Annotated in this window: 26 protein-coding genes and 1 tRNA gene; 4 read left to right on the top strand and 23 right to left on the bottom strand. The window is 70.6% G+C overall.

Annotated elements, in window-relative coordinates:
• Positions 1 to 72: 72 nt before the first annotated feature.
• The 15 genes from JT721_RS11635 to JT721_RS11565 all read right to left on the bottom strand — a co-directional run bounded on the left by JT721_RS11635 (position 73) and on the right by JT721_RS11565 (position 17,477).
• Positions 73 to 3,585: a DNA-directed RNA polymerase subunit beta gene (locus tag JT721_RS11635; RefSeq protein WP_205473307.1), complete on the bottom strand. Its 3,513-nt coding sequence runs from the start codon at positions 3,583 to 3,585 to the stop codon at positions 73 to 75.
• Positions 3,586 to 3,818: 233 nt separating this feature from the next.
• The gene (locus JT721_RS11630; RefSeq protein WP_205473306.1) at positions 3,819 to 4,715 is read right to left on the bottom strand and encodes a J domain-containing protein; all 897 of its coding nucleotides are present in this window, start codon (positions 4,713 to 4,715) and stop codon (positions 3,819 to 3,821) included.
• On the bottom strand, positions 4,712 to 5,350 hold the full coding sequence (locus JT721_RS11625; RefSeq protein WP_205473305.1) for a hypothetical protein: 639 nt from the start codon (positions 5,348 to 5,350) through the stop codon (positions 4,712 to 4,714). Before JT721_RS11625 ends, JT721_RS11630 begins: the two co-directional genes overlap by 4 nt.
• A complete protein-coding gene (locus tag JT721_RS11620) occupies positions 5,347 to 6,633 on the bottom strand; it encodes an MCE family protein (protein ID WP_205473304.1) in 1,287 nt (428 codons plus the stop codon). The genes JT721_RS11625 and JT721_RS11620 overlap by 4 nt, the downstream gene beginning before the upstream one ends.
• Entirely contained in the window at positions 6,630 to 8,132 is a 1,503-nt protein-coding gene (locus JT721_RS11615; protein WP_205473303.1) for an MCE family protein, read from the bottom strand. The genes JT721_RS11620 and JT721_RS11615 overlap by 4 nt, the downstream gene beginning before the upstream one ends.
• The gene (locus tag JT721_RS11610) at positions 8,129 to 9,268 is read right to left on the bottom strand and encodes an MCE family protein (protein ID WP_205473302.1); all 1,140 of its coding nucleotides are present in this window, start codon (positions 9,266 to 9,268) and stop codon (positions 8,129 to 8,131) included. The genes JT721_RS11615 and JT721_RS11610 overlap by 4 nt, the downstream gene beginning before the upstream one ends.
• Entirely contained in the window at positions 9,265 to 10,239 is a 975-nt protein-coding gene (locus JT721_RS11605; protein WP_205473301.1) for an MCE family protein, read from the bottom strand. Before JT721_RS11605 ends, JT721_RS11610 begins: the two co-directional genes overlap by 4 nt.
• Positions 10,236 to 11,270, bottom strand: coding sequence for an MCE family protein (locus tag JT721_RS11600; RefSeq protein ID WP_205473300.1), 1,035 nt, complete (start codon positions 11,268 to 11,270; stop codon positions 10,236 to 10,238). Before JT721_RS11600 ends, JT721_RS11605 begins: the two co-directional genes overlap by 4 nt.
• The gene (locus JT721_RS11595; protein ID WP_205473299.1) at positions 11,270 to 12,559 is read right to left on the bottom strand and encodes an MCE family protein; all 1,290 of its coding nucleotides are present in this window, start codon (positions 12,557 to 12,559) and stop codon (positions 11,270 to 11,272) included. Before JT721_RS11595 ends, JT721_RS11600 begins: the two co-directional genes overlap by 1 nt.
• 7 nt (positions 12,560 to 12,566) lie before the next feature.
• Positions 12,567 to 13,394, bottom strand: a complete 828-nt coding sequence (locus JT721_RS11590; RefSeq protein ID WP_205473298.1) for an ABC transporter permease — start codon at positions 13,392 to 13,394, stop codon at positions 12,567 to 12,569.
• Between the two features lie 5 nt (positions 13,395 to 13,399).
• Positions 13,400 to 14,185: an ABC transporter permease gene (locus JT721_RS11585; protein ID WP_205473297.1), complete on the bottom strand. Its 786-nt coding sequence runs from the start codon at positions 14,183 to 14,185 to the stop codon at positions 13,400 to 13,402.
• Between the two features lie 9 nt (positions 14,186 to 14,194).
• Entirely contained in the window at positions 14,195 to 15,148 is a 954-nt protein-coding gene (locus tag JT721_RS11580) for an ABC transporter ATP-binding protein (protein WP_205473296.1), read from the bottom strand.
• Positions 15,149 to 15,594: 446 nt separating this feature from the next.
• On the bottom strand, positions 15,595 to 15,990 hold the full coding sequence (rplL, locus tag JT721_RS11575) for a 50S ribosomal protein L7/L12 (protein ID WP_205473295.1): 396 nt from the start codon (positions 15,988 to 15,990) through the stop codon (positions 15,595 to 15,597).
• An 87-nt stretch (positions 15,991 to 16,077) separates the two neighbouring features.
• Positions 16,078 to 16,779: a 50S ribosomal protein L10 gene (rplJ, locus tag JT721_RS11570; protein ID WP_205473294.1), complete on the bottom strand. Its 702-nt coding sequence runs from the start codon at positions 16,777 to 16,779 to the stop codon at positions 16,078 to 16,080.
• 215 nt (positions 16,780 to 16,994) lie between these two features.
• Complete coding sequence (locus JT721_RS11565; RefSeq protein ID WP_307828007.1) at positions 16,995 to 17,477, bottom strand: MarR family winged helix-turn-helix transcriptional regulator; 483 nt, start codon at positions 17,475 to 17,477, stop codon at positions 16,995 to 16,997.
• Between the two features lie 60 nt (positions 17,478 to 17,537).
• Here JT721_RS11565 and JT721_RS11560 point away from each other — a divergent pair, with 60 nt between their 5' ends.
• Entirely contained in the window at positions 17,538 to 17,912 is a 375-nt protein-coding gene (locus JT721_RS11560; RefSeq protein WP_205473293.1) for a cupin domain-containing protein, read from the top strand.
• A 74-nt stretch (positions 17,913 to 17,986) separates the two neighbouring features.
• Here JT721_RS11560 and rplA read toward each other — a convergent pair whose 3' ends face one another.
• The 5 genes from rplA to JT721_RS11535 form a co-directional block, all read right to left on the bottom strand.
• The gene (rplA, locus tag JT721_RS11555; protein ID WP_205473292.1) at positions 17,987 to 18,700 is read right to left on the bottom strand and encodes a 50S ribosomal protein L1; all 714 of its coding nucleotides are present in this window, start codon (positions 18,698 to 18,700) and stop codon (positions 17,987 to 17,989) included.
• A gap of 85 nt (positions 18,701 to 18,785) precedes the next feature.
• Positions 18,786 to 19,214 carry a 50S ribosomal protein L11 gene (gene rplK / locus JT721_RS11550; protein ID WP_205473291.1) on the bottom strand — a complete coding sequence of 143 codons (429 nt, stop codon included), beginning with the start codon at positions 19,212 to 19,214 and terminating at the stop codon, positions 18,786 to 18,788.
• Positions 19,215 to 19,387: 173 nt separating this feature from the next.
• Complete coding sequence (nusG, locus tag JT721_RS11545; protein WP_374220883.1) at positions 19,388 to 20,407, bottom strand: transcription termination/antitermination protein NusG; 1,020 nt, start codon at positions 20,405 to 20,407, stop codon at positions 19,388 to 19,390.
• A 46-nt stretch (positions 20,408 to 20,453) separates the two neighbouring features.
• Positions 20,454 to 20,690, bottom strand: coding sequence for a preprotein translocase subunit SecE (gene secE / locus JT721_RS20890; RefSeq protein ID WP_205473289.1), 237 nt, complete (start codon positions 20,688 to 20,690; stop codon positions 20,454 to 20,456).
• A gap of 83 nt (positions 20,691 to 20,773) precedes the next feature.
• Positions 20,774 to 20,846 (bottom strand) — tRNA-Trp (locus JT721_RS11535).
• Between the two features lie 205 nt (positions 20,847 to 21,051).
• On the opposite strand from JT721_RS11535, the gene JT721_RS11530 reads away from it, so the two are divergent.
• From JT721_RS11530 to JT721_RS11520, 3 genes are read left to right on the top strand one after another with little or no spacing between them, the layout of a single operon-like run.
• Positions 21,052 to 22,272: a pyridoxal phosphate-dependent aminotransferase gene (locus JT721_RS11530; protein WP_205473288.1), complete on the top strand. Its 1,221-nt coding sequence runs from the start codon at positions 21,052 to 21,054 to the stop codon at positions 22,270 to 22,272.
• A complete protein-coding gene (locus JT721_RS11525; protein WP_205473287.1) occupies positions 22,273 to 23,334 on the top strand; it encodes an adenosine deaminase in 1,062 nt (353 codons plus the stop codon). It begins immediately after the preceding gene.
• On the top strand, positions 23,331 to 23,873 hold the full coding sequence (locus JT721_RS11520; RefSeq protein ID WP_205473286.1) for a DUF4190 domain-containing protein: 543 nt from the start codon (positions 23,331 to 23,333) through the stop codon (positions 23,871 to 23,873). Before JT721_RS11525 ends, JT721_RS11520 begins: the two co-directional genes overlap by 4 nt.
• A 952-nt stretch (positions 23,874 to 24,825) precedes the next feature.
• Here the strand turns inward: JT721_RS11520 and JT721_RS11515 are convergent.
• From JT721_RS11515 to JT721_RS11505, 3 genes are read right to left on the bottom strand one after another with little or no spacing between them, the layout of a single operon-like run.
• Entirely contained in the window at positions 24,826 to 25,836 is a 1,011-nt protein-coding gene (locus JT721_RS11515) for a UDP-N-acetylmuramate dehydrogenase (RefSeq protein WP_205473285.1), read from the bottom strand.
• On the bottom strand, positions 25,829 to 26,218 hold the full coding sequence (locus tag JT721_RS11510) for a MaoC/PaaZ C-terminal domain-containing protein (protein WP_205473284.1): 390 nt from the start codon (positions 26,216 to 26,218) through the stop codon (positions 25,829 to 25,831). Before JT721_RS11510 ends, JT721_RS11515 begins: the two co-directional genes overlap by 8 nt.
• Positions 26,218 to 26,625 carry a MaoC family dehydratase N-terminal domain-containing protein gene (locus tag JT721_RS11505; RefSeq protein WP_205473283.1) on the bottom strand — a complete coding sequence of 136 codons (408 nt, stop codon included), beginning with the start codon at positions 26,623 to 26,625 and terminating at the stop codon, positions 26,218 to 26,220. The genes JT721_RS11510 and JT721_RS11505 overlap by 1 nt, the downstream gene beginning before the upstream one ends.
• Between the last annotated feature and the right edge of the window lie 61 nt (positions 26,626 to 26,686).

Below are 26,686 nucleotides of genomic sequence, written 5' to 3'. Positions count from 1 at the left end.
CCCCTTATTGTTTGGGGGGTCTGGGTGGGGGTGGGGGGGGGCGCCCCGCCCCCCCCCCCCGGGCCCCGCCCCTCAGACCTCGTCGACCGAGCTGGGCTCGCGACGGGACAGGTCGATGCCGAGCTCCTCGGCGGCGCGGAAGACGTCCTCCTCCGCGTCACGGAGCTCGATGGACGAGCCGTCCTGGCTGAGCACCTCGACGTTCAGGCACAGCGACTGCATCTCCTTGACGAGCACCTTGAACGACTCCGGGATGCCGGAGTCGGGGATGTTCTCGCCCTTGACGATGGCCTCGTAGACCTTGACGCGACCCGGCACGTCGTCGGACTTGATCGTGAGCAGCTCCTGCAGGGCGTAGGCGGCGCCGTAGGCCTCCATCGCCCAGACCTCCATCTCGCCGAACCGCTGGCCGCCGAACTGGGCCTTACCGCCCAGGGGCTGCTGCGTGATCATCGAGTAGGGGCCGGTGCTGCGCGCGTGGATCTTGTCGTCCACCAGGTGGTGCAGCTTGAGGATGTACATGTAGCCGACCGAGACCGGGTCGGGGAACGGCTCCCCCGAGCGGCCGTCGAACAGCGCGGCCTTGCCGTCCTCCTTGACGACGCGGACGCCGTCGCGGTTGGGGATGGTCGAGCCGAGCAGGCCGGTGATCTCGTCCTCGCGGGCGCCGTCGAAGACCGGCGTCGCCACCTTGGTGCCGGGCTCGGCCTGGTCGGCGTGGATCTTGATGAGGCGCTGCTTCCAGTCCGAGTCGTTCTTGTCCTCGGAGAGGTTCAGGTCCCAGCCCTGCTTGGACAGCCAGCCCAGGTGGAGCTCGAGGATCTGGCCGATGTTCATCCGGCGCGGCACGCCGAGCGGGTTGAGGATCACGTCGACCGGGGTGCCGTCCTCCATGAACGGCATGTCCTCGATCGGCAGGATCTTCGCGATGACGCCCTTGTTGCCGTGGCGGCCGGCGAGCTTGTCACCGACGGAGATCTTGCGCTTCTGCGCGACGTAGACCCGCACCAGCTGGTTGACGCCGGGCGGCAGCTCGTCGCCCTCCTCGCGGTCGAAGACGCGGACGCCGATGACGGTGCCGGACTCGCCGTGGGGGACCTTCATCGAGGTGTCGCGCACCTCGCGCGCCTTCTCGCCGAAGATCGCGCGGAGCAGCCGCTCCTCCGGGGTGAGCTCGGTCTCGCCCTTGGGCGTGACCTTGCCGACCAGGATGTCGCCGGTGGTGACCTCGGCGCCGATGCGGATGATGCCCCGCTCGTCGAGGTCGGCCAGCATCTCCTCGGAGACGTTCGGGATGTCCCGGGTGATCTCCTCGGGGCCGAGCTTGGTGTCGCGCGCGTCGACCTCGTGCTCCTCGATGTGGATCGAGGTGAGGACGTCCTCCTGCACCAGGCGCTGGCTGAGGATGATGGCGTCCTCGTAGTTGTGCCCCTGCCACGGCATGAACGCCACGAGCAGGTTGGTGCCGAGGGCCATCTCGGCCTTGTCGGTGCACGGGCCGTCGGCGATCGGCGTGCCGACCTCCACCCGGTCGCCCTCGCCCACCAGCGGGCGCTGGTTGATGCAGGTGCCCTGGTTGGAGCGCCGGAACTTGGCCAGCTTGTAGGTGGAGTAGGTGCCGTCGTCGTTCATGGTCTCCACGACGTCGGCGGAGACCTCCTTGACGACACCGGCGTGCTCGGCGACGACGACGTCACCGGCGTCGACGGCGGCGCGGTACTCCATGCCGGTGCCGACCAGCGGCGAGTCGCTGCGGATCAGCGGCACGGCCTGGCGCTGCATGTTGGCGCCCATCAGGGCCCGGTTCGCGTCGTCGTGCTCGAGGAACGGGATCAGCGCGGTCGCGACCGACACCATCTGGCGCGGCGACACGTCCATGTAGTCGACCTCGCCGGCCAGCACCTCGGAGACCTCGCCGTTGCGCATCCGGACCAGGACCCGCTCGTCGGTGAAGCGGCCCTTGTCGTCGAGCGCGGCGTTGGCCTGCGCGATGACGTAGCGGTCCTCGTCGTCGGCGGTGAGGTAGTCGACCTGGTCGGTGACCTTGCCCTTCTCGACCTTGCGGTAGGGGGTCTCGACGAAGCCGAACGGGTTGATCCGGCCGTAGGAGGCCAGCGACCCGATCAGGCCGATGTTCGGGCCCTCCGGGGTCTCGATCGGGCACATCCGGCCGTAGTGCGACGGGTGGACGTCGCGGACCTCCATGCCGGCGCGGTCGCGGGACAGGCCGCCGGGGCCGAGCGCCGAGAGGCGACGCTTGTGCGTCAGGCCGGCGATCGGGTTGGTCTGGTCCATGAACTGGCTCAGCTGCGAGGTGCCGAAGAACTCCTTCAGCGCCGCGACGACCGGGCGGATGTTGATCAGCGACTGCGGCGTGATCGCCTCGACGTCCTGGGTGGTCATCCGCTCGCGGACCACGCGCTCCATCCGGGCCAGGCCGGTGCGCAGCTGGTTCTGGATCAGCTCGCCCACGGTGCGCATCCGGCGGTTGCCGAAGTGGTCGATGTCGTCGGCGGCGATGTCGAGGGTGCCCTGGGGCGACTCGACCTGCTCGCGGCCGTCGTGGAGCGCGACGATGTACTTGATCGCGGCCACGATGTCGTCGACGGTCAGCGTCTGCTGGTCGAAGGCCTCGGTGAGCCCGAGCTTCTTGTTGATCTTGTAGCGGCCGACCTTCGCCAGGTCGTAGCGCTTGGGGTTGAAGTAGTAGTTGTTGAGCAGCGTCTGGGCCGCCTCGCGCGTGGGCGGCTCGCCCGGGCGCAGCTTGCGGTAGATGTCGAGGAGCGCCTCGGTCTGCACGCGCTCGGCGTACGACTCCTCGGTCTCCTTCTCCTCGTCGCGCTCGCGGCTGGAGTCCTTCTCGAGCGTGAGCATCATCGACTCGTACTCGCCGAACTCCTCGCGGATCCGGGCGTCGGTCCAGCCGAGGGCCTTGAGCAGCACGGTGACGTTCTGCTTGCGCTTGCGGTCGAGGCGGACGCCGACCATGTCGCGCTTGTCGATCTCGAACTCGAGCCAGGCGCCGCGGCTCGGGATCACCTTGGCGGTGTAGATGTCCTTGTCGGACGTCTTGTCGGGGCTGCGCTCGAAGTAGACGCCCGGGCTGCGGACCAGCTGGGAGACGACGACGCGCTCGGTGCCGTTGATGACGAAGGTGCCCTTGGGGGTCATGAGCGGGAAGTCGCCCATGAACACCGTCTGCATCTTGATCTCGCCGGTGTCGTTGTTGGTGAACTCGGCGGTGACGTAGAGCGGGGCGGAGTAGGTGAAGTCCTTCTCCTTGCACTCGTCGACCGAGTACTTCGGGTCGTAGAAGACCGGGTTCTCGAACGAGAGCGACATCGTCTCGGAGAAGTCCTCGATCGGGGAGATCTCCTCGAAGATCTCCTGCAGACCCGACTTCTCGGAGACGTCCTCGCCCTTGCTGCGACGGTCGGCGACCGTGGTCTGCCAGGCGTCGTTGCCGATCAGCCAGTCGAAGCTGTCGGTCTGGAGCGAGAGGAGCTGGGGAACCTCGAGAGGTTCGGTGATCTTCGCGAACGAGATGCGGCGGGGGCTGGCGGTGGAGGTGCTGCGCGCGGCCAAGAGGTTTCCTTCGACGGAACTCGCAGGTGGACACGCCTGCTCACCACAACATCGGGCATCCGGCGACCGAGGAGCATATGAGGGCAGGCGCAAAGCGCAACATTACCGCACAGCGGCGCGCACCACAAGGAGGGCCCGAACGCTCGGCACTCGGCTTGCGACGATGATGTGCCCTCGCGGCCCCGAGGTCAAGCAGCGCCGCCGCGGTGGTGTGGACGACCGGACCCGGGCGGTCAGGCGGCGGGGCCGGTGGTGACCATGTCGTCGACCAGCCAGGCGCCGTCGTCCTGGCGGGCCATGGTGATCGTGACCTGGTCGCGGAACACCTCGGGGGTGGTCTGCTTGGCGTTGGTGGTGGGCCGGTTGACGAAGACCAGCACCTGCACCCGGTCCTCTCCGGAGCGCACCAGCGCGGACGACACCACCTCGGCCTCGACGACCGCCTTGGTCTCGCCGGCGTTCTCGCGCACCACGCCGTCGAAGAACCTGTCGTACTCCTTGCGGTACTTCGCGGTGAGGTAGCGCTGCGACTCGGCCTGGTCCTCGTCGAGGGTGCGGTAGTCGTAGGAGAGCACCGGCACGGCGGCCCGCTCGGCCGCGCTCTGGGCGGCGCGGGCGCCGTCCTCGACGTCGTCGGGGCTGGGCGTCTGCGCCTGCCAGACCGTCAGGCCCACGAGCACCGCCGTCGCCACGGCCAGCGCCGCGAGCGCCCAGACCGGCACCTGGAACGGCGCCGGGCGGCGGCTCCGGCCGGCCGTGGGCTCGGAGCCCTCGACCGGCGCGTCGTCAGGCTCGTCGAGGGGCGCGTCGTCGGGCCCGGCGGGCGCCGGCGCCACCAGGTCCTCGGCACGCGGCGGCGCCTCGTCGCTGCGCACGTCGCGGGCCGGGGCGGGCTCGTCGACCGGGTCGTCGACCGGGGTCTCGACCTCCTCGGCCAGGCCGGCGTCGTACGCCGCTCGGGCCTCGGGGTCGAGCAGCACCTCGGCGGCCTGGTTGAGCACCCGGAACCGGCGGTCGGTCGGCTCGAGGTCGGCGATCGCGGCCTTCCAGGCCGCCCGGATCTCGTCGGTGCCGGCGTCCTGGTCGACGTCGAGCAGGTCGTACCAGCTCGGGCTGGGCGCGGGGCTCACTGGGCCTCCCCCGTCACCGGCTCGTAGTCGTCGACCAGCCACTCGCCGTCGACCTTGAGCAGGGTGACCTCCCAGCGCAGCGGCAGCGGCACGTCGTTGATCCGCTCCTCCTCGTCGTCGGGGTCGGGGTACGACGTCGTGAACTCCAGAGCGACGAGCGCGGTCGCCCGGTCGTCGGAGAGCGCGGAGACGCCCGCGGCGTAGACCTTGGCGCTGCGGCCCACGCCGGCCTGGGCGACCGACTGCTCGGCCAGCTGGATGCCGGACTCGAGGAGGTCCTGGCCGAACTTGGCTGTCATCACCTCGGTGCACAGCTCGCGGTACTCCGGCATGGTCTTGCCGTCGTCGCCGAGCAGCTCGGGGCCGTAGGTGTTGATCCGCAGCGCGAACTGGCGGGTCTGGGCCATCACCTGGTCGCGCTGCGACTGCAGGTCGTCGTCGTCGCGGCGGTCGAGCACCGTGACCGTCAGCGTCGCCGCGCTGGCCACCAGGGCGACGAGGAGCACGGCGAGGAGAGCGATCCGCAGCCAGGAGCCCCGGGGGCCGACGCCGGCAGCGGCGCCCGGCTCGGGGGCCTCGGTCGCCGCCTCGGAGACGGCCTGGTCGGTGCCGTCGGGGTCGCTGCTGCTCGTCACTCCTGACCGCTCATCAGGGGCTGGAGGAACAGCCACTTCCACGACTCCTCTCCCAGGGACGCCGGGGCCACGCTACCGGCCGAGGTCAAGGACTTCTCCGGGGCTCCCCAGGTGAGCTCGCCGGTCTCGGGGTCGTAGGCCGCCACGACCGGCGCCTGGTAGCCCGGCGCGGCGCGGGGCGGGGCGTTCTGGGCACCGCGGGCGTTGCTCTTCGAGGGCGGCTCGGTGCAGCGGGCCTCGGTGTTGAGCGGGGTGTTCTCGCCGTACTGCGGCGCCCGGGTGCGGGTGCTCTCGTAGCCCTGGTGGCAGGGCGCGGTGGTGGTGAGGATCAGGCCGAAGTGGGCGTCGTAGAGGCCCGTGGCCGGCGTCTTGGTGACCACGCTGAAGCTGCCCTCGACCACGGTGGGGTAGATCGAGAGGATCATCTGCACGCCGTCGAGCCGCTTGACCACGACCTCGCCGGTGGTGACGAGGTTGTTGATCAGCTGGGCCAGGTCGACCTTGTTGTCCTCGAGGAACGTGCGCAGCTCGTTGGCGGCGACCGAGCCGGTGTCGATCAGCCGGCGCAGGTCCTTGTCGGAGCCGGCGAGCACGTCGCTGAACAGGGAGAGGTCCCGGGCGAAGGTGCGGATCGCCCCGGTGGAGGCGACCTGGCCCTTGAGCACGGTGTTGCTGTCGCGGATGAGCGAACGGGTCAGCTCGAAGTTGTCGTTGGCGGTCTCGATGAACGAGTTGCCGGTGTCGATGATCCGTTGCAGGTCCTCGCCGGTGCCGCCGAACGCCTTGCCGAGCTCGCGCACCGTGGTGGCCAGCGACTCCTGGTCGACCGAGCCGACCGTGTCGGAGAGGTTCTCGAGCAGCACCTCGGTCGCGATCGGGATCTCGGTGTCGGCCTGGGTGACCTCGGAGCCGTCCTCGAAGTACGGCCTCTTCGCCGACTGCGGCTGGAGCTCGACGTACTGCTCGCCCACGGCCGACTGGTTGCCCACCAGCGCGATCGAGTCGGCGGGGATCTTGTCCCACTCGTTGTCGATCGCCAGCGTGACGTCGACGCCGTCCTCGGTGAGCTCGAGCTCGGTCACCTCGCCGACCCGGACCCCGCGGTAGGTGACCGAGCCGCCGTCGAAGATGCCGCCGGAGTTCTCGAAGTGGGCCGTGACCTCGTAGTGGTCGTCGAAGAAGATCCGGTCGAGCTGGGCGTAGCGGGCGCCGACGAACGTGCAGCCCACCAGCGTGATGATCACGAAGACGAGCAGCTGGACCTTGGTGCGACGGGTGATCACTGCTGGCCACCGCCCTTCTGCTGGTCGGCGGACGGGACGATCATCGGCGGGGCCAGCATGCTCACCAGCGCCGGGTCGTAGAGCGCCACGAGCTGCTCGACGGTGGCGCCGCCGGCCTCGCGGGGCAGCAGCGCCGGCGCGCGGCCGAGCAGGCCTCCCAGCCCCTCGTTGACGTTGCCGAGCACGCCGCCCAGCAGCCCGCCGAGGCCGCCGCCGTTGCCGGTGCCGCCGCCGGGGCGACCGCCGTTGCCGCCGGCGTGCCCGCCGCCCTGGTTGGGCACCATGTCACCGAGGTTCGGCAGGCCGATCAGCAGGGGCTTGAGCAGCACGCACAGCGTGGTCTTGGCGTACTCCTTCTTGGTGCAGTAGTTGACCAGCACCGTGGTGCCGACCAGCTCGGTGCACTGCTTGTGCAGGAGGTTCGGCCCGGTGGCCAGGCACTCCTGCACCTCCTTGATGACCTGCTGGGGCAGACCCACCACGTCGCGGATGTCGAGCGGCGGGATCTCGGCGCTGAGGTCGACCTCGAGCGTGATCGAGAGGTTCGTGTAGTCGCCCATGTGGAGGTTGCGGGCCACCTGCGGGTCGCGGCCCACCACCTCGTCGACGAAGGGGTAGGTCAGGAAGACGTTGAAGGCCTTGACGAAGTCGTCGCCGGAGGCCGCGAGCTGCGAGAGCACCGGCTGGAGCAGCCGCACCGACTCGATCGTGCTCTCCTTGGAGGCCTTGATCACCCGGGTGCCGACGTCGCCGAGCTTGCTCAGCGCCCGCAGCATCTTGACCAGGTCGCCGCGCTGGGCGTCGATGCTCCGCAGCGCGCTGGGCAGCTCGTCGAGGGCCGCGTCGATGGTGTCCATCTGGCGGTTGGCCGAGACCGACAGCCGGTCGAGAGCCTCGATGGCCTCGACGATGTCGCCCTTGTTCTCGTCGAGGGTGCCGGCGAACGACTCGATCTGGCGCAGCACCGAGCGGACGTTGTCCTCGCGCCCGCTGAGCGTCTTGTTGAGCTCCTGGGTGATGGTCTTGAGCTGCGCCACGCCGCCGCCGTTGAGGATCAGGCTCAGCGCACCGAGCACCTCCTCGACCTCGGGGTTGCGGCCGGTCCGCTCGATCGGGATCGTCGCGCCGTCGGCCAGGGTGCCGGTCGCGCCCTCGGCCGGGGGTTCGAGCGAGACGAACTTCTCGCCGAGCAGGCTGGTCTGGCGGATCTCGGCGACGGTGTTCTCGGGCAGCTCGGTGTCGCCGCGGATCTCGAGGGTCAGCGTGGCCTGGTAGTCGTCGAGCTCGATGTCGGTGACCTTGCCCACCGAGACGTCGTTGACCTTCACCGAGGAGTGGGGCACCAGGTCGAGGACGTCCTCGAACTCGACCTTCAGGGTCATGGCGTCGTCGCCGGTGTCGGTGCCGCCGGGCAGCGGCAGGCTGTAGACGTCGAAGTCGCAGCCGCTCAGGGCGAGCGAGCCGACCAGGACGGCCAGGGCGAGGCGCAGTCGCTTCACCGGGCCACCTCCACGAGTCCGCCGAGCGTCGGGTCGGACTTCCCGGTGTACGCCGAGCCGGTGCCGGCGCCCGCGCCGGCGAAGGCCGAGCGCGGGGTGATCGCCTCGATCAGGTCGCACAGCGCACCGCTCTTGTCGACGTTGCCGACGAACCCGCAGAGCAGGGTGCCGGGGTCACCGGTGATCTGGTTGACCAGCTCACCGAGGTTGGCGTTGGCGTCGAGCGTGCCCGCCTGGGGGTTGTAGGTCAGCGCCAGGTTGCTCAGCGCGAGCGGGGCCACCCGCAGGGTCTCGTCGAGGTTCTCCCGCTGGCGCACCAGCACCTTCGCCACCCGGTTGAGGCCCTTGATGTTGCGACCCAGCACCGCCCGGTTGGTCTTGACGAAGTCGGCGACGTTGCCGAGGGCGACCGAGAGGTTCTTCAGCGACGCCGAGAGCTCCTCCTTCTCCCCCTCGAGCATGGTCGACACCTGCGCCAGCGACTGGTTGAACCGGCGCACGGTGGAGTCGTTGTCGGCGAGGGTCTTGATGAAGTTCTCGAGCTCCTGGGCGGAGCCGAAGAGCTCCTCCTTGTTGTCGTCGAGCGTCTCGCTGAGCTTGCTGAAGTCCTTGATGGTCCGGTTGAACTGCTCGCCCTGGCCGCCGAAGTTGGCGGCGGTGGTCTCGAGCAGGTCGGTGAGGGCGCCGTTCTCGTTGGCGCCGTTCGGACCGAGCGCGACCGTCAGCCGGTCGAGGCTGGAGTAGATCTGGTCGAGCTCGAGCGGCACCGAGGTGCGGTCGGACGACAGCGTCGCGTCGTCGTCGAGCTGGGGGCCCTTGGTGTACGCCGGCGTCAGCTGGACGTAGCGGTCGCCGACGATCGACGGGGCCACGATCACGGCCTCGGCGTCGGAGGGCACCTTGACGTCGGCGTCGTAGTGCATCTCCACGATCACCTCGGTGCCCGACGGGGTCACCGAGTCGACCTTGCCGACGGCCACGCCCAGCACCCGGACGTCGCTGCCCTCGTAGATCGAGATCGTGCGCGGGAAGTGCGCCGTCACGGTCTTGACGTCGTCGGTGCGCATCAGCGAGAAGCCCGCCGCGACCACCAGGGCCAGGATCGCGATCGGACCGATCACCTTCGCGGGGTTCATCGCGGGCCTCCCGGAACGCCGACGGGCGGCAGGTTCTGGATGTAGGTGTCGAACCACGGACCGTTGCCGAGCGTGTTGGCGAACAGCCGGTAGAACGGCGCCATCAGCCGCAGGCTGTTGTCGAGGTTGTCCTCGTTCTTGTTGAGCACCTGCACGACGTCCTCGAGCTGGGTCAGCGCCGGCTTGAGGTCCTTGCGGGTCTGGCGGACCAGCTTGGTCAGCTCGGTCGAGAGCTGCGAGGTCGAGACCAGCAGCCGGTGCACGCTCTCGCGCCGCTCGACCAGCGCCTGGAAGAGCACGTCGGAGCTGCGCATCAGGCCGATGATGTCGGTGTCGCGCTCGTCGAGCACGGTCGAGACCCGCTTGAGGTTCTGCAGCAGGGTGTTGATCCGGCCGCTCTTGTCGGCGATGTTCGACGACAGCGCCGCCACGCCCTGGAGCGCCGAGCGGAACTCCTCGGGGGTGTTGCGGGTCAGGTCGGCCAGCGTCGTGAGCGACGCGGCGAGCTGGTCGGTGTCGATGTCGGAGGCGGTGTCGGCCAGGCCGCTGAACGCCTCGACCACGTCGTACGGCGAGCTGGTGCGGTCGACCGGGATGTCCGCTCCCTCGCGGAGCTGGCCGGTGCCGGCCGGCTCGAGCGCGAGGTACATGGCGCCGAGCAGGGTCTTGACCCGGATCGCGGCGCCGGTCTGGGTGCCGAACGCCGAGTCGGTCTTGACCCGGAACTTCACCCGCACCTCGCCGTCGTCGAGCGCGACCTCCTCGACCTTGCCGACGCGCACGCCGGCGATGCGGACCTCGTCGTCCTGCTTGAGGCCGCCGGACTCGCTGAACCGGGCGTAGTAGACGTCGCCGCCACCGATCAGCGGCAGCGACCCGGCCCGGAGGGCGGCCACCAGGAGGGCGGCGATCACCACGATGCCGATGAAGCCGATGACGACCGGGTTGCGCTCGCGGAAGGGGACGCTCATCCGAGATCACACCTCTCCGCGGTCGTGTTGTAGTTGACGGGGATGTTGAGGTTGCCGGGCAGCTTGACCCGTCCCTGGAAGTTGCAGAGGTAGAAGTTGAACCAGGAGCCGTAGCTGGCCGTCCGGCCCATCTTGTTGAGCTTGATCGGCAGCACCTGGAGCGCCCGGTCGAGCTCGCTCTTGTTGCGCTGGATGTTCTCGGTGAACTGGCGCAGGTGCTTGATGTCCTCGACGAACGGCGAGCGGATGCCGGAGACCAGGCTCGCCGTCTCCACCGACAGGTCGGAGATCTGGTCGAGCGAGCCGAGGATCGCCTCGCGGTCGCCCTCGAGACCCTGCACGAACTGCTTGAAGGTCACGATCAGGTCGGACAGCTGGTCGTCGCGGTCGCCGACGTGGTCGAGCACCTCGTTGAGGTTGTCGATCAGGCTGCTGATCACCTGGTCGCGGGCGGCCAGGGTGTTGGTCAGCGAGGCGGTGTGGCCCAGCAGGCTCTCGAGCGTGCCGCCCTCGCCCTGGAAGACCTGGACGATCTCGTAGGAGAGCTGGTTGATGTCGTCGGGCGACAGCGCCTGGAACAGCGGCTTGAAGCCGTTGAAGAGCACGGTGAGGTCGAGCGCGGGCTTGGTGCGCGAGACCGGGATGGTCTCGCCCTCCGAGAGCGCCTCGCTGGAGCCGATGCCCTCGGTGAGGCTGATGTAGCGCTGCCCCACCAGGTTGCGGTAGCGGATCGCGGCGCTGGTGGCCTCGGTGACCTCGCTGGTGTCGGCGACGCTGAAGGTGACCAGGGCGCGGGTGCGGTCGTGCACCTCGACGTCCTCGACGGTGCCGACCTTGACGCCGGCGATCCGCACGTCGTCGCCCTTCACCACGCCGGTCGCGTCGACGAAGACGGCCTTGAACGAGCGGGTGTTCTGGAACGAGATGTTGCCGATCACCAGCACGAGGAGCCCGGTGGCGAGCGTCGTCACCAGGATGAAGATCGTGAGCTTGACCAGGTCGGCGCTGGTGCGCCGGTCGAGGATCGCCATCAGCGGGCCTCCCCCATCGAGACGGTGTTGCCGCGCGCCATCGGCGCCAGGAGCAGCACCCCGAGGTCGTCGACGTCGGAGGCGGTGCCGCCGATCACCGGCCCGAGCAGCTCCTTGAGCACGTCGGACTCGGCCGTGCCGCCGGCGTACCCGATGCCGGTCGGGCGGTACGACGCGCCGGCGCGGCTGGTCCCCTTGCCGGTGGGGCTGTCGACGCCGTCGTCGAAGTCGGGCTGGCGACGGGCCGGGTTGTCCTCGGTCCACGGTGGGTTGGGCAGGTTGATGCAGTCGGGGCCGTCGTCGGCGCCGAAGCGGGGCTTGTCGGCCGGCGTGTACTTGCGCGGCTGGTTCGGGATCGTCTCGAGGATGATGTGCAGCGTGTAGCCGCGGAACGCCTCGGCCTGCAGCGCACCGATGTTGACGATGCCCTTGAGCAGGCACGGGAAGCCGGAGGCGTAGCGCGCCAGCGTCTGCAGCTGGGTGCGGCTGACGTCACCGAGCTTGATCAGGTTGTCGCCGTTGTCGCGCAGGAAGGTCTCGGCGGTGCCGGAGAACTGCGAGACGTTCTTGAACAGCGCGGCCAGCCTGGCCTTGCGGTCCTCGAGGGTGGTGGTCGTCGTGATCGTGTTCTCCAGGATCGTCGCGACCTCGGGAAGCACGTCGGAGTAGGTGTCGGAGACCTGCGAGGTGAGCCGGAGGTCCTCGACCAGCAGCGGGATCTGCGGGTTGAGCCGCTTGAGGTAGGAGTCGACGGTCTCGAGGTTCCGGCCGAGCTGGTCGCCGCGGCCCTCGAGGGCGGTCACCAGCGCGTTGAGGGTCATGTTGATCTCGGCCGGCTGGACGGTGCGCAGCAGGGGGTAGAGGTCGGCGAGCACCTCCTCCACCTCGGTGGAGACCACGGTGCGCTCGATGCTGGCGCCGGTGGCGAGCGGCTCGGCCGCCGGTTCCTGCGGCACGACCAGGGAGACGTACTTCTCGCCGAACAGCGTCTTGGGCACGATCGAGCCGGTCACGTTGGCCGGGATCAGGTCGCGCTTGTCGGGGAAGATGCCCAGGGTCAGCTCGGCACCGTCGCCGCGGCTCGTGGCGTCGAGGACCTCACCGACGATCACGCCCCGGATCTTCACGTCGGCCCGGTTGGGCAGCTGGAGGCCGATGTTGGAGGTCTGCAGCGAGACTCGGTCGTAGTCGGTGAACTTCTTCGTGAACACCGCGTAGGTCAGCCAGACGCCGACCAGCAGCAGCACGACGAAGATCACGCCGAGGAGCTTGTAGCTGCGCAGGATCATGGTCGCGTCACCCCGCCAGTCTCACGGTGGTGTTGGCCCCCCAGATGGCCATGGACAGGAACAGGTCGATCACGTTGATCGCCACGATGCTGGTGCGCACCGCACGACCCACCGCGACGCCCACGCCGGCCGGGCCGCCCGAGGCGTTGTAGCCGTGGTAGCAGTGGATGAGGATCACCACCACGGCGAAGACCAGCACCTTGCCGAACGACCACAACACGTCTCCTGGTGGCAGGAACTGGTCGAAGTAGCGGTCGTAGGTGCCGGAGCTCTGGCCGTAGAACTGGGTCACGACCACCCGGCTGGCGAAGTACGACGAGAGCAGGCCCACGACGTAGAGGGGGATGATCGCGATCAGGCCGCCGATCACCCGGGTCGACACCAGGAACGGCAGCGAGGGGATCGCCATCACCTCGAGGGCGTCGACCTCCTCGGAGATCCGCATCGCGCCGAGCTGGGCGGTGAAGCCGCAGCCGACCGTGGCGGCGAGCGCGATGCCGGCCACCAGCGGCGCGATCTCGCGGGTGTTGAAGTAGGCCGAGACGAAGCCCGAGAACGCCGCGGTGCCGAGCTGGTTGAGTGCGGCGTAGCCCGACAGGCCGACCTGGGCGCCGGTGAAGAAGGTCATGCCCAGGATCACGCCGACGGTGCCGCCGATGACCGCGAGCGCGCCGGAGCCGAGGGTGACCTCGGCCAGCACCCGCAGCACCTCGCGGGGGTAGCGCGCCGCCGAGCGCGGCACCGATCCGAGCACCCGGAGGTAGAAGGACAGCTGTTCACCCAACGTGTCCAAGGACCCGAGGGGCTTCTGGTAGACGCTCTTGATGTTCGCCATGGCCGCTAACCCGTCTTCGGGGGGACGATCTGGAGGTAGATCGTGCTCAGGACGAAGTTGACGACGAACAGGAGCAGGAAGGTGATGACCACGGACTCGTTGACGGCGTCACCGACGCCCTTCGGCCCGCCGCCGGCGTTCATGCCCTTGTAGGAGGCGACGATCGCGGCGATGAGGCCGAAGACCAGCGCCTTGACCAGGCCGATCCAGAGGTCGGGCAGCTGCGCCAGGGCGGTGAAGCTGGCCAGGTAGGAGCCCGGCGTGCCGTCCTGGAGCAGCACGTTGAAGACGTAGCCGCCGGAGACGCCGACCACGCTGACCAGGCCGTTGAGGAAGAAGGCCACCAGCATGCAGGCCAGCACCCGCGGCACCACGAGGCGCTGGATCGGGTCGATGCCCAGCACCATCATGGCGTCGAGCTCCTCGCGGATCTTGCGGGCGCCGAGGTCGGCCGCGATGGCCGAGCCGCCCGCCCCCGCGATCAGCAGCGCGGTCGCGATCGGGCCGGCCTGCTGGACGACGGCCAGCACCGACGCCGAGCCGGTGAACGACTGTGCGCCGAACTGCTTGATCAGGCCGCCCACCTGGAGCGCGATCACGGCGCCGAACGGGATCGCGACCAGGGCGGTCGGGATGATCGTCACGGACGCGATGAACCACGCCTGCTGCAGGAACTCCCGCAGCTGGAAGGGCCGTTTGAACAGGTTCCTGGCGACGTCGAGGCCGAAGGCGAAGAGCTTGCCCGCGGTGCCGACCGGCGCGAGGACCCGCGTCGAGGTCAGGGATGCCATCGGAGGGGGTCAGGCTCCCGTCACCATGGTCATGTTCTCCGAGAACGACCCCGGGGGCGGGGTCACGCCGTTCTCGCGGCACCAGGCGCCGGGGTCGCGCTGGCTGCGGCGCGGGATGCCGTTGGAGGGCTCGAGCTGGAGCGGGATCGGCGGCAGCGGCGGGAGCTCCTGGTCCTTCTCGGCCTCGAGCTCGTCGGCGTCCTTCTCCTCGGACATGCCGATCGGGCCGACCTTCTGGGCGTTGAGGAACTGGCGCACCACCGGCTCCTCGGAGCTGAGCAGCATCTCCCGCGGCCCGAACATCGCCAGGTGGCGGTGGTAGAGCAGCCCGATGTTGTCGGGCACGGTGCGGGCGGTGTTGATGTCGTGGGTGACGATGAGGAACGTCGCGTCGATCTGGGCGTTGAGGTCGACGATCAGCTGGTTCAGGAACGCCGTGCGGACGGGGTCGAGGCCCGAGTCGGGCTCGTCGAAGAGCACGATCTCCGGGTCGAGCACCAGCGCGCGGGCCAGGCCGGCCCGCTTGCGCATGCCGCCGGAGATCTCGCCGGGCAGCTTGTCCTCGGCGCCGATCAGGCCGACGAGGTCCATCTTCTCCATCACGATGGAGCGGATGTCGGACTCGCTCTTCTTGGTGTGCTCGCGCAGCGGGAAGGCGACGTTGTCGTAGAGGTTCATCGAGCCGAACATCGCGCCGTCCTGGAACAGCACGCCGAACAGCTTGCGGATCTCGTAGAGCTCCTTCTCGGAGCAGCTCGCGATGTCGGTGCCCTCGATGACGATCGAGCCCTGGTCGGGCTTGAGCAGGCCGATGAGGGTCTTGAGGAAGACCGACTTGCCGGTGCCGGACGGGCCGAGCATGACGCAGATCTCGCCGGCAGGAACGGTCAGCGTCACGTCTCCCCAGATCAGCTGCTTGCCGAAGGACTTCGAGAGGTCCTCGACCCTGATCTCCACGCCCATGTCGCACTCCCTTGACTTCGGCCAACCCGACCGTGCTGCGGTCCCCATGCAGAGCTGTCGCCGTCCGCCCACCGGGCAGCACGGCTGTGGACCTGCACCGCACCACACCCGTGAGTAACAACGGACGTACGGCGGCGAGGTTACGCGGAAATGCGGTGTCCGTCACGGTGACGCCGAGACCCGAGACCATCCCGAGACCTTGCGGACCTGCAGGTCAGTCCCGACATCGCCGCTGGTCGAGCAGCGAGCGCCAGCGAGCGTCGTCGAGACCCGGTGAGACGGCAAACCTCCGCTGGGGACGGTCGGCGTACGGCCGGCGGGGTCTCGACGGACGCTCCTCGCTGGCGCTCGTCGCTGCTCGACCAGCGCACCGGGACGCGACCGGGGGCGGCCGACCGGCGTACCGGTCGACCGCCCCCGGGCGGTGGTGCGTGACTAGCGGAGCGTCACTTGAGGGTGACGGTGGCCCCGGCGCCCTCGAGGGCCTCCTTGGCCTTCTCGGCGGCGTCCTTGGCGACCTTCTCGAGGATCGGCTTGGGCGCGGACTCGACCAGGTCCTTGGCCTCCTTGAGGCCGAGCGAGGTGAGGGCGCGCACCTCCTTGATGACGTTGATCTTCTTGTCGCCGGCGGCCTCCAGGATGACGTCGAACTCGTCCTGGGCGGCCTCCTCGGCACCACCGCCGGCGGCGGCGCCACCAGCGGCAGGGGCCGCGGCGACCGCGACGGGGGCGGCGGCGGTGACGCCGAAGGTCTCCTCGAACTGCTTCACGAACTCCGACAGCTCAATGAGGGTCATCTCCTTGAACGCGTCGAGCAGCTCGTCGGTGCTGAGCTTCGCCATGATGGCGGTTCCTTCCGTTCGGTGGCCGCTCCGGGGTTCCGGGTCGGCCGGGTTTCAGGTGGTGGGTACGTCGGCTCGAGCTGGTGCTCAGGCCTCGGTGGCTACGCCCTCGTCGGAGGTCTCGGCGGCAGGGGTCTCCTCGGCGGGAGCCTCCGCTGCCTCGGCCTCGTCGGCGGGGGCCTCGGTCTCGGCGGCCGCCTCGGGGGCGGCCTCCTCGGCCGGGGCCTCCTCGGCGGCGGCGGGCTCGCCCGCACCACCTGCGAGGATCGAGGGGTCCTGCTCGGCCTTCGCCTGCAGCGCACCCGCGAGACGGGCGGCCTGGGCGATCGGAGCGTTGAGCAGGTAGACGGCCTGGCTGAGCGACGCGAGCATCGCGCCGGCCAGCTTGCCCAACAGGACCTCGCGCGACTCGAGGTCGGCCAGCTTGGCGACCTCCTGCGCGTCGAGGATGTTGCCGTCCAGGACGCCGCCCTTGATGACGAGGGCGGGGTTGGCCTTGGCAAAGTCACGCAGACCCTTGGCCGCCTCGACCACGTCGCCGTTGATGAAGGCGATCGCGGTCGGGCCGGTCAGCAGGTCGTCGAAGCCGGAGATGCCCACCTCGTTGGCGGCGATCTTGGCCAGCGTGTTCTTGACCACGGCGTAATCAGCGTTCGCACCGAGGGAGCGGCGGAGGTCCTGCAGCTCCTTGACGGTGAGACCGCGGTACTCGGTCAGCACGGCACCGGCGGCGTCGTTGAACGACTCAACGATCTCCGCGACGGCGGCCTGCTTGTCTGCCCGCGCCATGGGTCTCCTTCCGGACTGGGAGACCGCCCCTGGCCCCGGAGAAGACGAACGCCCCGAGCACAGGCTCAGGGCGGAGTGTCGCTGCTCTGAAATCCTGCGCTGGCCGTCCGCTTCCGCGGCACCTTCGGTCGAGCTGCGTGCGCAGCCTGACAACCGGCGGTCTCTGGTTTCTGTGGAGAACAGTACGGGCGTGCGGCGGGTGCACCAAATCGAGGTCAGAGGTAGAGGCTGCGCAGCTCCTTGTCGAGCCCGGTGGGCGCCGAGCCCGCCATCCCCTCGAGCACCGTCCGCACCCCGGCGAGCGCGCCCTCGCCGTACTGCCCGACCAGGCGCTCCTCGTAGGCGGCGTGGTAGGCCCGAGCCACGCCCAGCGCCGCCCGCCCGCGGGCGCTCAGCTCGACCAGCCGGGCGCGCGCGTCGGCGGGGTCGGGGCGGCGGACGACGTAGCCGCGCGCCTCCATGTCGTCGACGATCTGGGCGGTGCCCTGCTTGCTGATGCCGAGCTTGCCGGCCAGCACGCTGACCGTCTGCGGCGCCACGTGCAGCATCCGGAACATCACCCCGTCGGCGTGACCGAGGTCGTCGTACCCCTGCACCGCCATCTCCTCGTGCAGGCCGCGGACGAAGCCCTGGTAGGCGAGCAGGACAAGGATCCCGAGGTCGCGGGGGACGGCCGGGGGTTGCGTCGACTGGGCCACGGCGGCATCCTAGTCAAGCGCACTTGTTCAAGTGCGCTTGTCTATCTCCGAGGAGCCGTCGTGCCCGTCATCCCCGCCGCCCAAGCCGCCACCTTCGAGCTGCCCGGCATCACCTTCACCGCCCTCGCGGCCCCCAGCCGCGGCTCCGAGCAGCTCTGCGCCTGGTTGCTCACGCTCGAGCCGGGACTGGAGTCCCCGGAGCCGCACACCCTCGACGCCGACGAGGTGTTCCTCGTCGTCGAAGGCCGTATCCGCACCCGACCCGACGCGCCGGAGGCGCGCGCCGGCGACGTGGTCGTGGTGCCGGCCGGCGAGCCGATCCAGGTCGCCAACCCCGGCAGCACGCCGGCGCGGGTGCACGTCGCCATCCGGGCCGGCTTCACCGCGACCACCGCCGACGGGACCGTGGTCGGCACGCCGCCCTGGGCGTTGTGAGCAGCCGCCCCGAGCAGCACGACGCCCCGGTCACCTGCAGGTGACCGGGGCGTCGGGAGCGGCTGGGGCGAGGCTCAGGCCTCGTCCTCCTCCGCGACGTTCTTGGTGCGGTTGGGGTCGACCTGGACGCCCGGGCCCATGGTCGTGGAGACCGTGACCTTCTTGATGTAGCGGCCCTTGGAGCTGGCGGGCTTGAGCCGCAGCACCTCCTCGAGCGCCGAGGCGTAGTTCTCCGCGAGCTGGGTCTCCGAGAAGGAGGCCTTGCCGATGATGAAGTGCAGGTTGGCGTGGCGGTCGACGCGGAACTCGATCTTGCCGCCCTTGATGTCCGTCACGGCCTTGGCGACGTCGGGGGTCACCGTGCCGGTCTTGGGGTTCGGCATCAGGCCGCGGGGGCCGAGCACGCGGCCGAGGCGGCCGACCTTGCCCATCATGTCGGGGGTCGCGACGACGGCGTCGAACTCGAGCCAGCCGCCGTTGACCTTCTCGATCAGCTCGTCGCCACCGACGACGTCGGCGCCGGCCTCACGGGCGGCCTCGGCCTTGTCGGCGTTCGCGAACACCAGGACGCGGGCGGTCTTGCCGGTGCCGTGGGGCAGGTTGACCGTGCCGCGGACCATCTGGTCCGCCTTGCGGGGGTCGACGCCGAGGCGCATGACCACGTCGACGGTCTCGTCGAACTTCTTCTTGCTCGTGCTCTTGGCGATCTTGATCGCGGCCAGCGGGGCGTGGAGCTCGTTGCGGTCGAACTGCTCGGCCGCCGCGCGGTAGGTCTTGCTGCGCTGCATGTCTGGGTTCTCTTCTCTGTCGTGCCAGATGTGGTCTGAGTGGGCCAGCGCGGCCCTGCCACGGGACTACAAGCTGAGGGGTCGCTCAGTCGGTGGTGATGCCCATGGAGCGGGCGGTGCCCTCGACGATCTTCATCGCGGCGTCGATGTCGTTGGCGTTGAGGTCGGGCAGCTTGGTCTGGGCGATCTCGCGCACCTGGTCCTTGGTCAGCTTGCCGACCTTCTCCTTGTGCGGGACGCCCGAGCCCTTGCTCAGCCCGGCGGCCTTCTTGATCAGCTCGGCGGCCGGCGGCGTCTTGGTGATGAAGTCGAAGGTCCGGTCCTCGTAGATGGTGATCTCGACCGGAATGACGTTGCCGCGGAGGGACTCGGTCTGCGCGTTGTAGGCCTTGCAGAAGTCCATGATGTTGACGCCGTGGGGACCGAGGGCGGTACCGACGGGCGGGGCCGGCGTCGCCGACGCGGCCTGCAGCTGCACCTTGACGAGCGCAGCGATCTTCTTCTTGGGAGGCATCCTCGATGTTCTCTTTCTTCTCGTGGTCATGACGAGGGCGGGAGGCCCTCTGCCACCTGGTGCAACCTGGCTGCCCTGCCGGGCAACCGGACCATTCTGCTCCGGTGCCGCGTCAGGACGAAATCGTGGTGGTCGGTGCCGTGGCACTCCTACCTGAGGTTTCGGGACGCGCCTCAGACGCGCTGGATCTGGCTGAACGACAGCTCGACGGGGGTCTCGCGGCCGAAGATCTCGATGAGCGCCTTGACCCGCTGCGACTCGGCGTTGATCTCGGTGATCGTGGCGTGCAGCGTGGCGAACGCACCGTCGACCACCAGCACCGAGTCGTCGACGGAGAAGTCGGCGACCTCGACGGGCTTCTTGGCGGTGGTGGCGGAGCCGGCCGCGACGGGGCCGCCGGCTGCGGCGGCCTCGGCCTCGGCCTGGCGGACGATCGCGGGGGCGAGCATGCCCTCGACCTCGTCGAGGCTGAGCGGCACCGGCTGGTGGCTGTGGCCGACGAAGCCGGTGACCGACGGGGTGTGGCGCACGGCGGCCCACGACTCGTCGGTGAGGTCCATCCGCACGAGGACGTAGCCGGGCAGGACGGTCCGCTTGACCATCTTGCGCTGGCCGTTCTTGATCTCCGCGACCTCCTCGGTGGGGACGCGGATGTCGTGGATGTAGTCCTCCATGTTGAGGGAGATGATCCGGTTCTCCAGGTTGGACTTCACCCGGTTCTCCATGCCGGAGTAGGTGTGGACGACGTACCACTCCCCAGGCAGCATCTCGAGCTCGGCGCGGAACGCCGCGACCGCGTCCTCCGGGGCCTCGACGGCGGCCTCCTCCTCGATCTCCGCGGCCACGTCGGCCGGGGCGTCGTCGAGGTCGGCCTCGTCGTCGGCCAGGGTGTCGAGCTCGGCGTCGGCGGTGTCGTCGGCGACGACGGCGTCGACCGCCTCGGCGGAGACGTCGTCGGCCGGGTCGTCGGTGCCGTCCTCGGTGGCCTCGGCGGTCGCACCCTCGGGCGCGCCCTCCTCGGACTCGCCCCAGGTGGGCTCCTCGACGTCGCCCGGCTCGGCGGCCGCGGCCGCCTCGAGGTCGTCGGTGGACTCGTCCGTGGTCTCGACCGGGTCGACTGCGTCGACGGGCTCGGTCGCCTCGACGGCGTCGTCGATCGGGACGTTCTGCTCCGACACGTGCTGCTCCATCAGTTGGGTTGTGCGTGGTCCTGCGGTCCGGGCGGCCCCGGCGGGCGGCTCAGTCGCCGCGTCCCCCGAAGACCTCGAAGGCGAGCTTGCCGAAGCCCAGGTCGAGGGCCGAGATCAGCGCCATCATCACGACGACGAAGATCATCACCACGAAGAAGTAGGTGATCAGCTGCTCCTGCGTGGGCCACACGACCTTGCGCAGCTCGGCGACCACCTGGCGGTAGAACGTCGAAGGGCCGGTGCGCTTCTGCTCGCCCGACTCGCTCCGGACTGCCTTGTCCGCCACGTCACTCCTCGTCTCCGGTCGGCCTCCCGGCCGGCCCGTTGCCTGCACCGGATCGGCTGACCCGGTTGGTCGTCCTGCTCTCGCAGGGCACGAGGGACTTGAACCCCCAACCTTCGGTTTTGGAGACCGATGCTCTGCCAGTTGAGCTAGTGCCCTAGGTCGGTCTCGCCCCGGTCCGAGGACCTGGTCCCCGACCGAGGTCAGGGCATGCCTCAGCATGGAGGAGAGCCACCGCCGTGGAAGTCTACGGGGCCGCGCACGCACCGTCCAAACCGCAGCACCGGCCCGGACCCGGGGCCGGTGCGCCCCGCGCCCCAAACCTCGTGGCGGGCCGACCCCCGCCGCCGCCTACGATGGGGCCATGACCAGCAACCCCCGCGAACGACGAGTCTCCCAGCGCATCGGCGCCATCGCCGAGTCGGCCACCCTCAAGGTGGACGCGAAGGCCAAGGCGCTGAAGGCGGAGGGTCGCCCGGTCATCGGCTTCGGCGCCGGCGAGCCCGACTTCCCGACCCCGGACTACATCGTCGACGCGGCGGTCGAGGCGTGCCGCGAGCCCCGCAACCACCGCTACACCCCCGCCGGCGGGCTGCCCGAGCTCAAGCAGGCGATCGTCGACAAGACCCGCCGCGACAGCGGGCTCGAGGTGACCCCCGCCCAGGTGCTGATCACCAACGGCGGCAAGCAGGCCATCTACGCCGCCTTCGCGGCGATGCTCGACCCGGGCGACGAGGTGATCGTGCCGGCGCCGTACTGGACCACCTACCCGGAGGCGATCCAGCTCGCCGGCGGCACGGCCGTCGAGGTCCTCGCCGACGAGACCCAGGACTACAAGGTCACCGTCGAGCAGCTCGAGGCGGCCCGCACCGAGCGCACCAAGGTGCTGCTCTTCGTCTCGCCGTCCAACCCCACCGGCGCCGTCTACACCGCCGACGAGATCCGCGCGATCGGGCAGTGGGTCGAGGACAACGACCTGTGGGTGCTGACCGACGAGATCTACGAGCACCTCGTCTACGACGGCCCCGACGGACCGCAGGACACCGGCTCGATGCCGGTGCTGTGCCCCTTCCTCCAGGACAACTGCGTGGTCGTCAACGGCGTCGCCAAGACCTACGCGATGACCGGCTGGCGGGTCGGCTGGATGGTCGGCCCGGCCGACCTGGTCAAGGCCGCCACCAACCTCCAGTCGCACGCGACGTCCAACGTCGCCAACGTCGCCCAGCGCGCCGCCATCGCCGCTCTCGAGGGCGACCTCTCAGCCGTGGAGGAGATGAAGGCGGCGTTCGCGCGGCGCCGCGAGACGATCGTGTCGATGCTCAACGAGATCGAGGGCGTCTACTGCCCCACCCCCGGTGGCGCGTTCTACGCCTACCCGTCGGTGAAGGGGCTGCTGGGCCGCGAGCACGACGGGGTGCGGGTCGAGACCTCCGCCGAGCTCGCCGAGTTCATCCTCGAGCGGGCCGAGGTGGCGGCGGTGCCGGGCGAGGCGTTCGGCTCCCCCGGCTACCTGCGGTTCTCCTACGCCCTGGGCGACGACGACATCGTCGAGGGCATCACCCGCATCCAGAAGCTGTTCGCCTGAGTGGCGGCCAGCGCGGACCCCGGGACCGTCCACACGTCTGACGCGCGGGACCTGCGCGCCCTGCCCAAGGCCCACCTGCACCTGCACTTCACCGGCTCGATGCGCCACGGCACGCTGCTCGAGCTCGCCGAGCGCGACGGCATCTCGCTGCCCGACTCGCTCGTGAGCGAGTGGCCGCCGCGGCTGAGCGCGGCCGACGAGAAGGGCTGGTTCCGGTTCCAGCGGCTCTACGACGTCGCCCGGTCGGTGCTGCGCACCGAGGACGACGTACGTCGGCTGGTGCTCGAGGCGGCCGAGGACGACGTCCGCGACGGCGGCCGCTGGCTGGAGATCCAGGTCGACCCCAGCGGCTACGCCGCCCGGTTCGGCAACATCACCGACTTCACCGACCTGGTGCTCGACGCGGTGCGCGTCGCGTCGGAGGCCACCGGGCTGGGGATGGCCGTCGTGATCGCCGCCAACCGCACCCGGCACCCCCTGGACGCCCGGACCCTGGCCCGCCTCGCCGCCCGCTACGCCGACCGCGGGGTGGTGGGCTTCGGGCTCTCCAACGACGAGCGGCGCGGCTCGACGGCCGACTTCGAGGGCGCGTTCCGCATCGCGGAGCGGGCCGGCCTGCGGCTGGTGCCGCACGGCGGGGAGCTGCGCGGCCCCGAGCACGTGCGCACCTGCCTCGACACGCTCCACGCGCAGCGGCTCGGCCACGGCATCCGCTCGGCCGAGGACCCGGCGCTGCTGGAGCGGATCGTCGAGCAGGGCGTCGCCCTCGAGGTCTGCCCGACCTCCAACGTCGCCCTCGGTGTCTACTCCGACCTCACCTCGGTGCCGCTGCCCACGCTGCTCGAGGCCGGCGCCACCGTCGCCCTCGGCGCCGACGACCCGCTGCTCTTCGGGTCCCAGCTGCTCGGGCAGTACGCCGCGATGCGCGCCGCCCACGACCTGACCGACGCCCAGCTCGCCGAGCTGGCCCGGATGTCGGTGCGCGCCTCCGCCGCACCCGACGACACCAAGCGCCGCCTGCTCGCCGACGTCGACGCCTGGCTGGAGGGGACCGCCCCGTGAGCGACCACGAGCCCGAGCCCACCCAGCCCGTGCGCCCCGAGCCGCCTGAACCTCCTGCGGGGGGCGGCCCGTCGTACGAGCCGTACCCGCCGCCGGCGTCGCCGTCGTCGTCCCACCCCGGCTGGGGCGAGGAGCCACCCACCACGCCGTGGCCGACCCAGCAGTGGCCCCAGCAGCCCCCGCCTCCTCCGCAGCAGCCGCCCCCGTACTGGACGCCGGCGTACCTCCCGGCGTACCCGACCGGCAACCACGGCGGCGCCCAGACCGCGATGACGCTCGGGATCGTGGGGCTGGTCGGCACCGTCGGCGCCTTCGTCTGCTGCGCCACCCTCCCCCTGGCGGTCTGCTCCCCCGTCGCCTGGGTGCTGGGCGCCCGCGCCCGCGGCCAGATCCGCCGCGCCGCCCCCGGCACCTACGGCAACGAGGGCGCCGCCACCGCCGGGCTGGTGATGGGCGTCGTCGGCACGCTCCTCCTGGTCCTGGCGATCGTGGGGATGGTGCTCCTCTTCGGCTTCGTGATGTCGGTGCCGACGGCCTGACGCCGCCTGGGGGAGCTGCGCCGGTTGAGGTGCGAGCGGAGCGAGCCTCGAAACCCGCGCCGGCCGAACGCCCTCCGGTGGGAGCGGGAGGGTTCTCGTCGTACGGGGTCTCGAGGCTCAGGCCTAGCGGCCTTCGCACCTCGACCACCGCACGCCGGGATGCCGCGCCGCACGGCACGGAGGCGGCGGAGCGACGGGCGGCGTTCGGCACGTCAACGGCGGCGTGGCGCCGACACGAACGCCGGGGCACCGCAGGGCAGCGTCCGGCGACACGGCAACGAGTGCCGAACGACGTCCGGCGCGCAGCAGCCGCAGTGCCCACCCACGCGCGGCACCCCGCACCCACACCCACCCCACAGTCACCACCCGCCCAGATAACACCAACCCCACAGTCACCACCCGCCCGAGCCCCGTCCCCGGAGTCGCCCGCTACAGGGGGAGGGCCCTCGCCTCACCGGGTCTCGAGGCTCAGGCCCAGCGGCCTTCGCACCTCGACCACCGCACGCTGGCGTGCCGCGCCGCAGGGCACGGAGGCGGCGGAGAGACGGGCGGCGTTCGGCACGTAGACGGCGGCGTGGCGCCGAAGCGACGGCCGGGGAACGGCAGGGCAGCGTCCGGCGACACGGCAACGAGTGCCGAACGACGTCCGGCGCGCAGCAGCCGCAGTGCCCACCACGCGCGGCACCCCGCACCCACCCCCACCCACAGTCACCACTCGGCCGGATCACACCAACCCCGCAGTCACCACCCGCCTCAGCCCCGTCCGCGGAGTCGCCCGCTACAGGGAGGGCGTTCGGCTCACCGGGTCTCGAGGCTCAGGCCTGGCGGCCTTCGCACCTCGACCAGCGGTCGGCGCTCGGCTCACCGGGTCTCGAGGCTCAGGCCTGGCGGCCTTCGCACCTCGACCAGCGCCACGATCGCTGGCGCTCGCTGCTCGAGCAGCGGGTGGCGCCTACAGCTCACACCCCACCAGCACCGGCTCGTTGACGAGGCGGATGCCGAAGCGGGACTCGACACCGTCGCGGACCTCGCGGGCGAGGGCGAGGAGGTCGGCGGTGGTGGCGGTGCCGCGGTTGGTGAGGGCGAGGGTGTGCTTGGTCGACAGGGAGGCCCGGTCGGTGCCGTGGCCCTTCGAGAAGCCGGCGTGCTCGATCAGCCAGGCGGCGCTGGTCTTGACCCGGCCGTCGGGCTGGGGCCAGGCCGGGGCGCCGTCGGGCACGACGTCGGGGGCGACGACCGGGTTGGTGAAGAACGAGCCGGCGCTCCAGGTGTCGTGGTCGGCAGCGTCGAGCACCATGCCCTTGGCCCGGCGCAGGGCCAGCACCGCCTCGCGCACCTCGGCCGCGGGCGCCCGGGTGCCGACCTCGACGCCGAGGGCGGCCGCCAGCTCGGCGTAGCGCACCGGCTCGCCGAGATCGCCCTGGCGCAGCTGGAAGGTGACGTCGAGGACGACGTGCCGCTGCGGGTCGGCCTTGAACCGGGAGTGGCGGTAGGAGAACTGGCAGTCGGCGTTGGCGAAGGTACGCACGCCGCGCAGCACCCGGTCCCACACCCGCACCGACGCGATGGTCTGGGCGACCTCCTGGCCGTAGGCGCCGACGTTCTGGATCGGCGTCGCGCCCACCGACCCCGGGATGCCCGAGAGCGCCTCGACGCCGATCCAGCGGCGCTGCACCGCGAGCGCGACCAGGTCGTCCCAGCCCTCGCCGGCGGCGACGGTGACCATCGCGCCGCCGCAGGTCGGGTCGTCGTCGGCGTCGCTGCGCACCCCGCGGGTGGCGATCTCGACCACCCGGCCCCGGAAGCCCTCGTCAGCGACGACCAGGTTGCTGCCGCCGCCGAGCAGGAGAACCGGCAGGTCGGTGTCGAGCGCGGCCACCAGCTCGTCCTCGGTGGTCGCGGTGACCCACTCGTCGGCGGGTCCGCCGAGGCGCAGGGTGGTGCGCTCGCGCAGCTCAGGCACGCAGGACCGCCCGCGGGTTGCCGAGCACCTTCTGGCCGTCGCAGGTGACGGTGAGGGCCACGGTCTCGACGCCGTCCTCGTCGGTGTGGAGCACGCCGCTGACCGAGACCTCCGCGCCCTCCTCCCCCGCAGGTACGACGACGGGGCGGGTGAACTTGGCGCCGAGCTCGACGATCCGGCCGGACCGCCCGGCCCACTCGTCGACGTAGCGCGCGGCCAGGGCGAGGGTGTACATCCCGTGGGCGATCACTCCGGGCAGGCCGACGGCGCGGGCGACGTCCTCGTCCTGGTGGATCGGGTTGGGGTCGCCGCTCGCGGCGGCGTAGGCGACCAGGTCGGCGCGGGTGACCCGGTAGGTGCGCGGCTCCAGCTCCGTGGTCATCAGGCACCGGCCTTGTGCACCAGGGTGGCCCGCGCGGTGCAGACCAAGGCGCCGTCGGCGTCGGTGAGCGCGGAGGAGGTGCCGATGATGTCGGCGCCGCCGACCTGGCGCAGGGTCTCGACGGTGAGCTCGGCGGTCAGCCGGTCGCCCGCGACCACCGGCCGCTCGTGGACGAAGCGCTGCTCGCCGTGGACGACGTGGTGGAGCTCGATGCCGACGGTGGGGTCGTCCATCAGGGCCTGCATGGCGGCGAAGGCGACCACGATCGGGAACGTGGCGGGGGCCGGGTCGCCGTCGGTCCACGGCGTGCCGGTGGCCTCGGCGAAGGCCCGCACGGCGTGGGCCGTGACGTCGTAGGGCTCGGTCGGCGGGAAGGTGCGGCCCACGAGGCCGGCGTCGACGGGCATGGGTCCCAGCCTAGGGCGTGTCAGGGAGGGGTAGGGAGGGGTACGGAGGGCCCCGGAACGA

Source organism: Nocardioides sp. SYSU D00038 (genome assembly GCF_016924665.1).
Classification (GTDB): Bacteria; Actinomycetota; Actinomycetes; order Propionibacteriales; family Nocardioidaceae; genus Nocardioides.
This window is presented reverse-complemented; position numbering and strand designations above follow the sequence as displayed.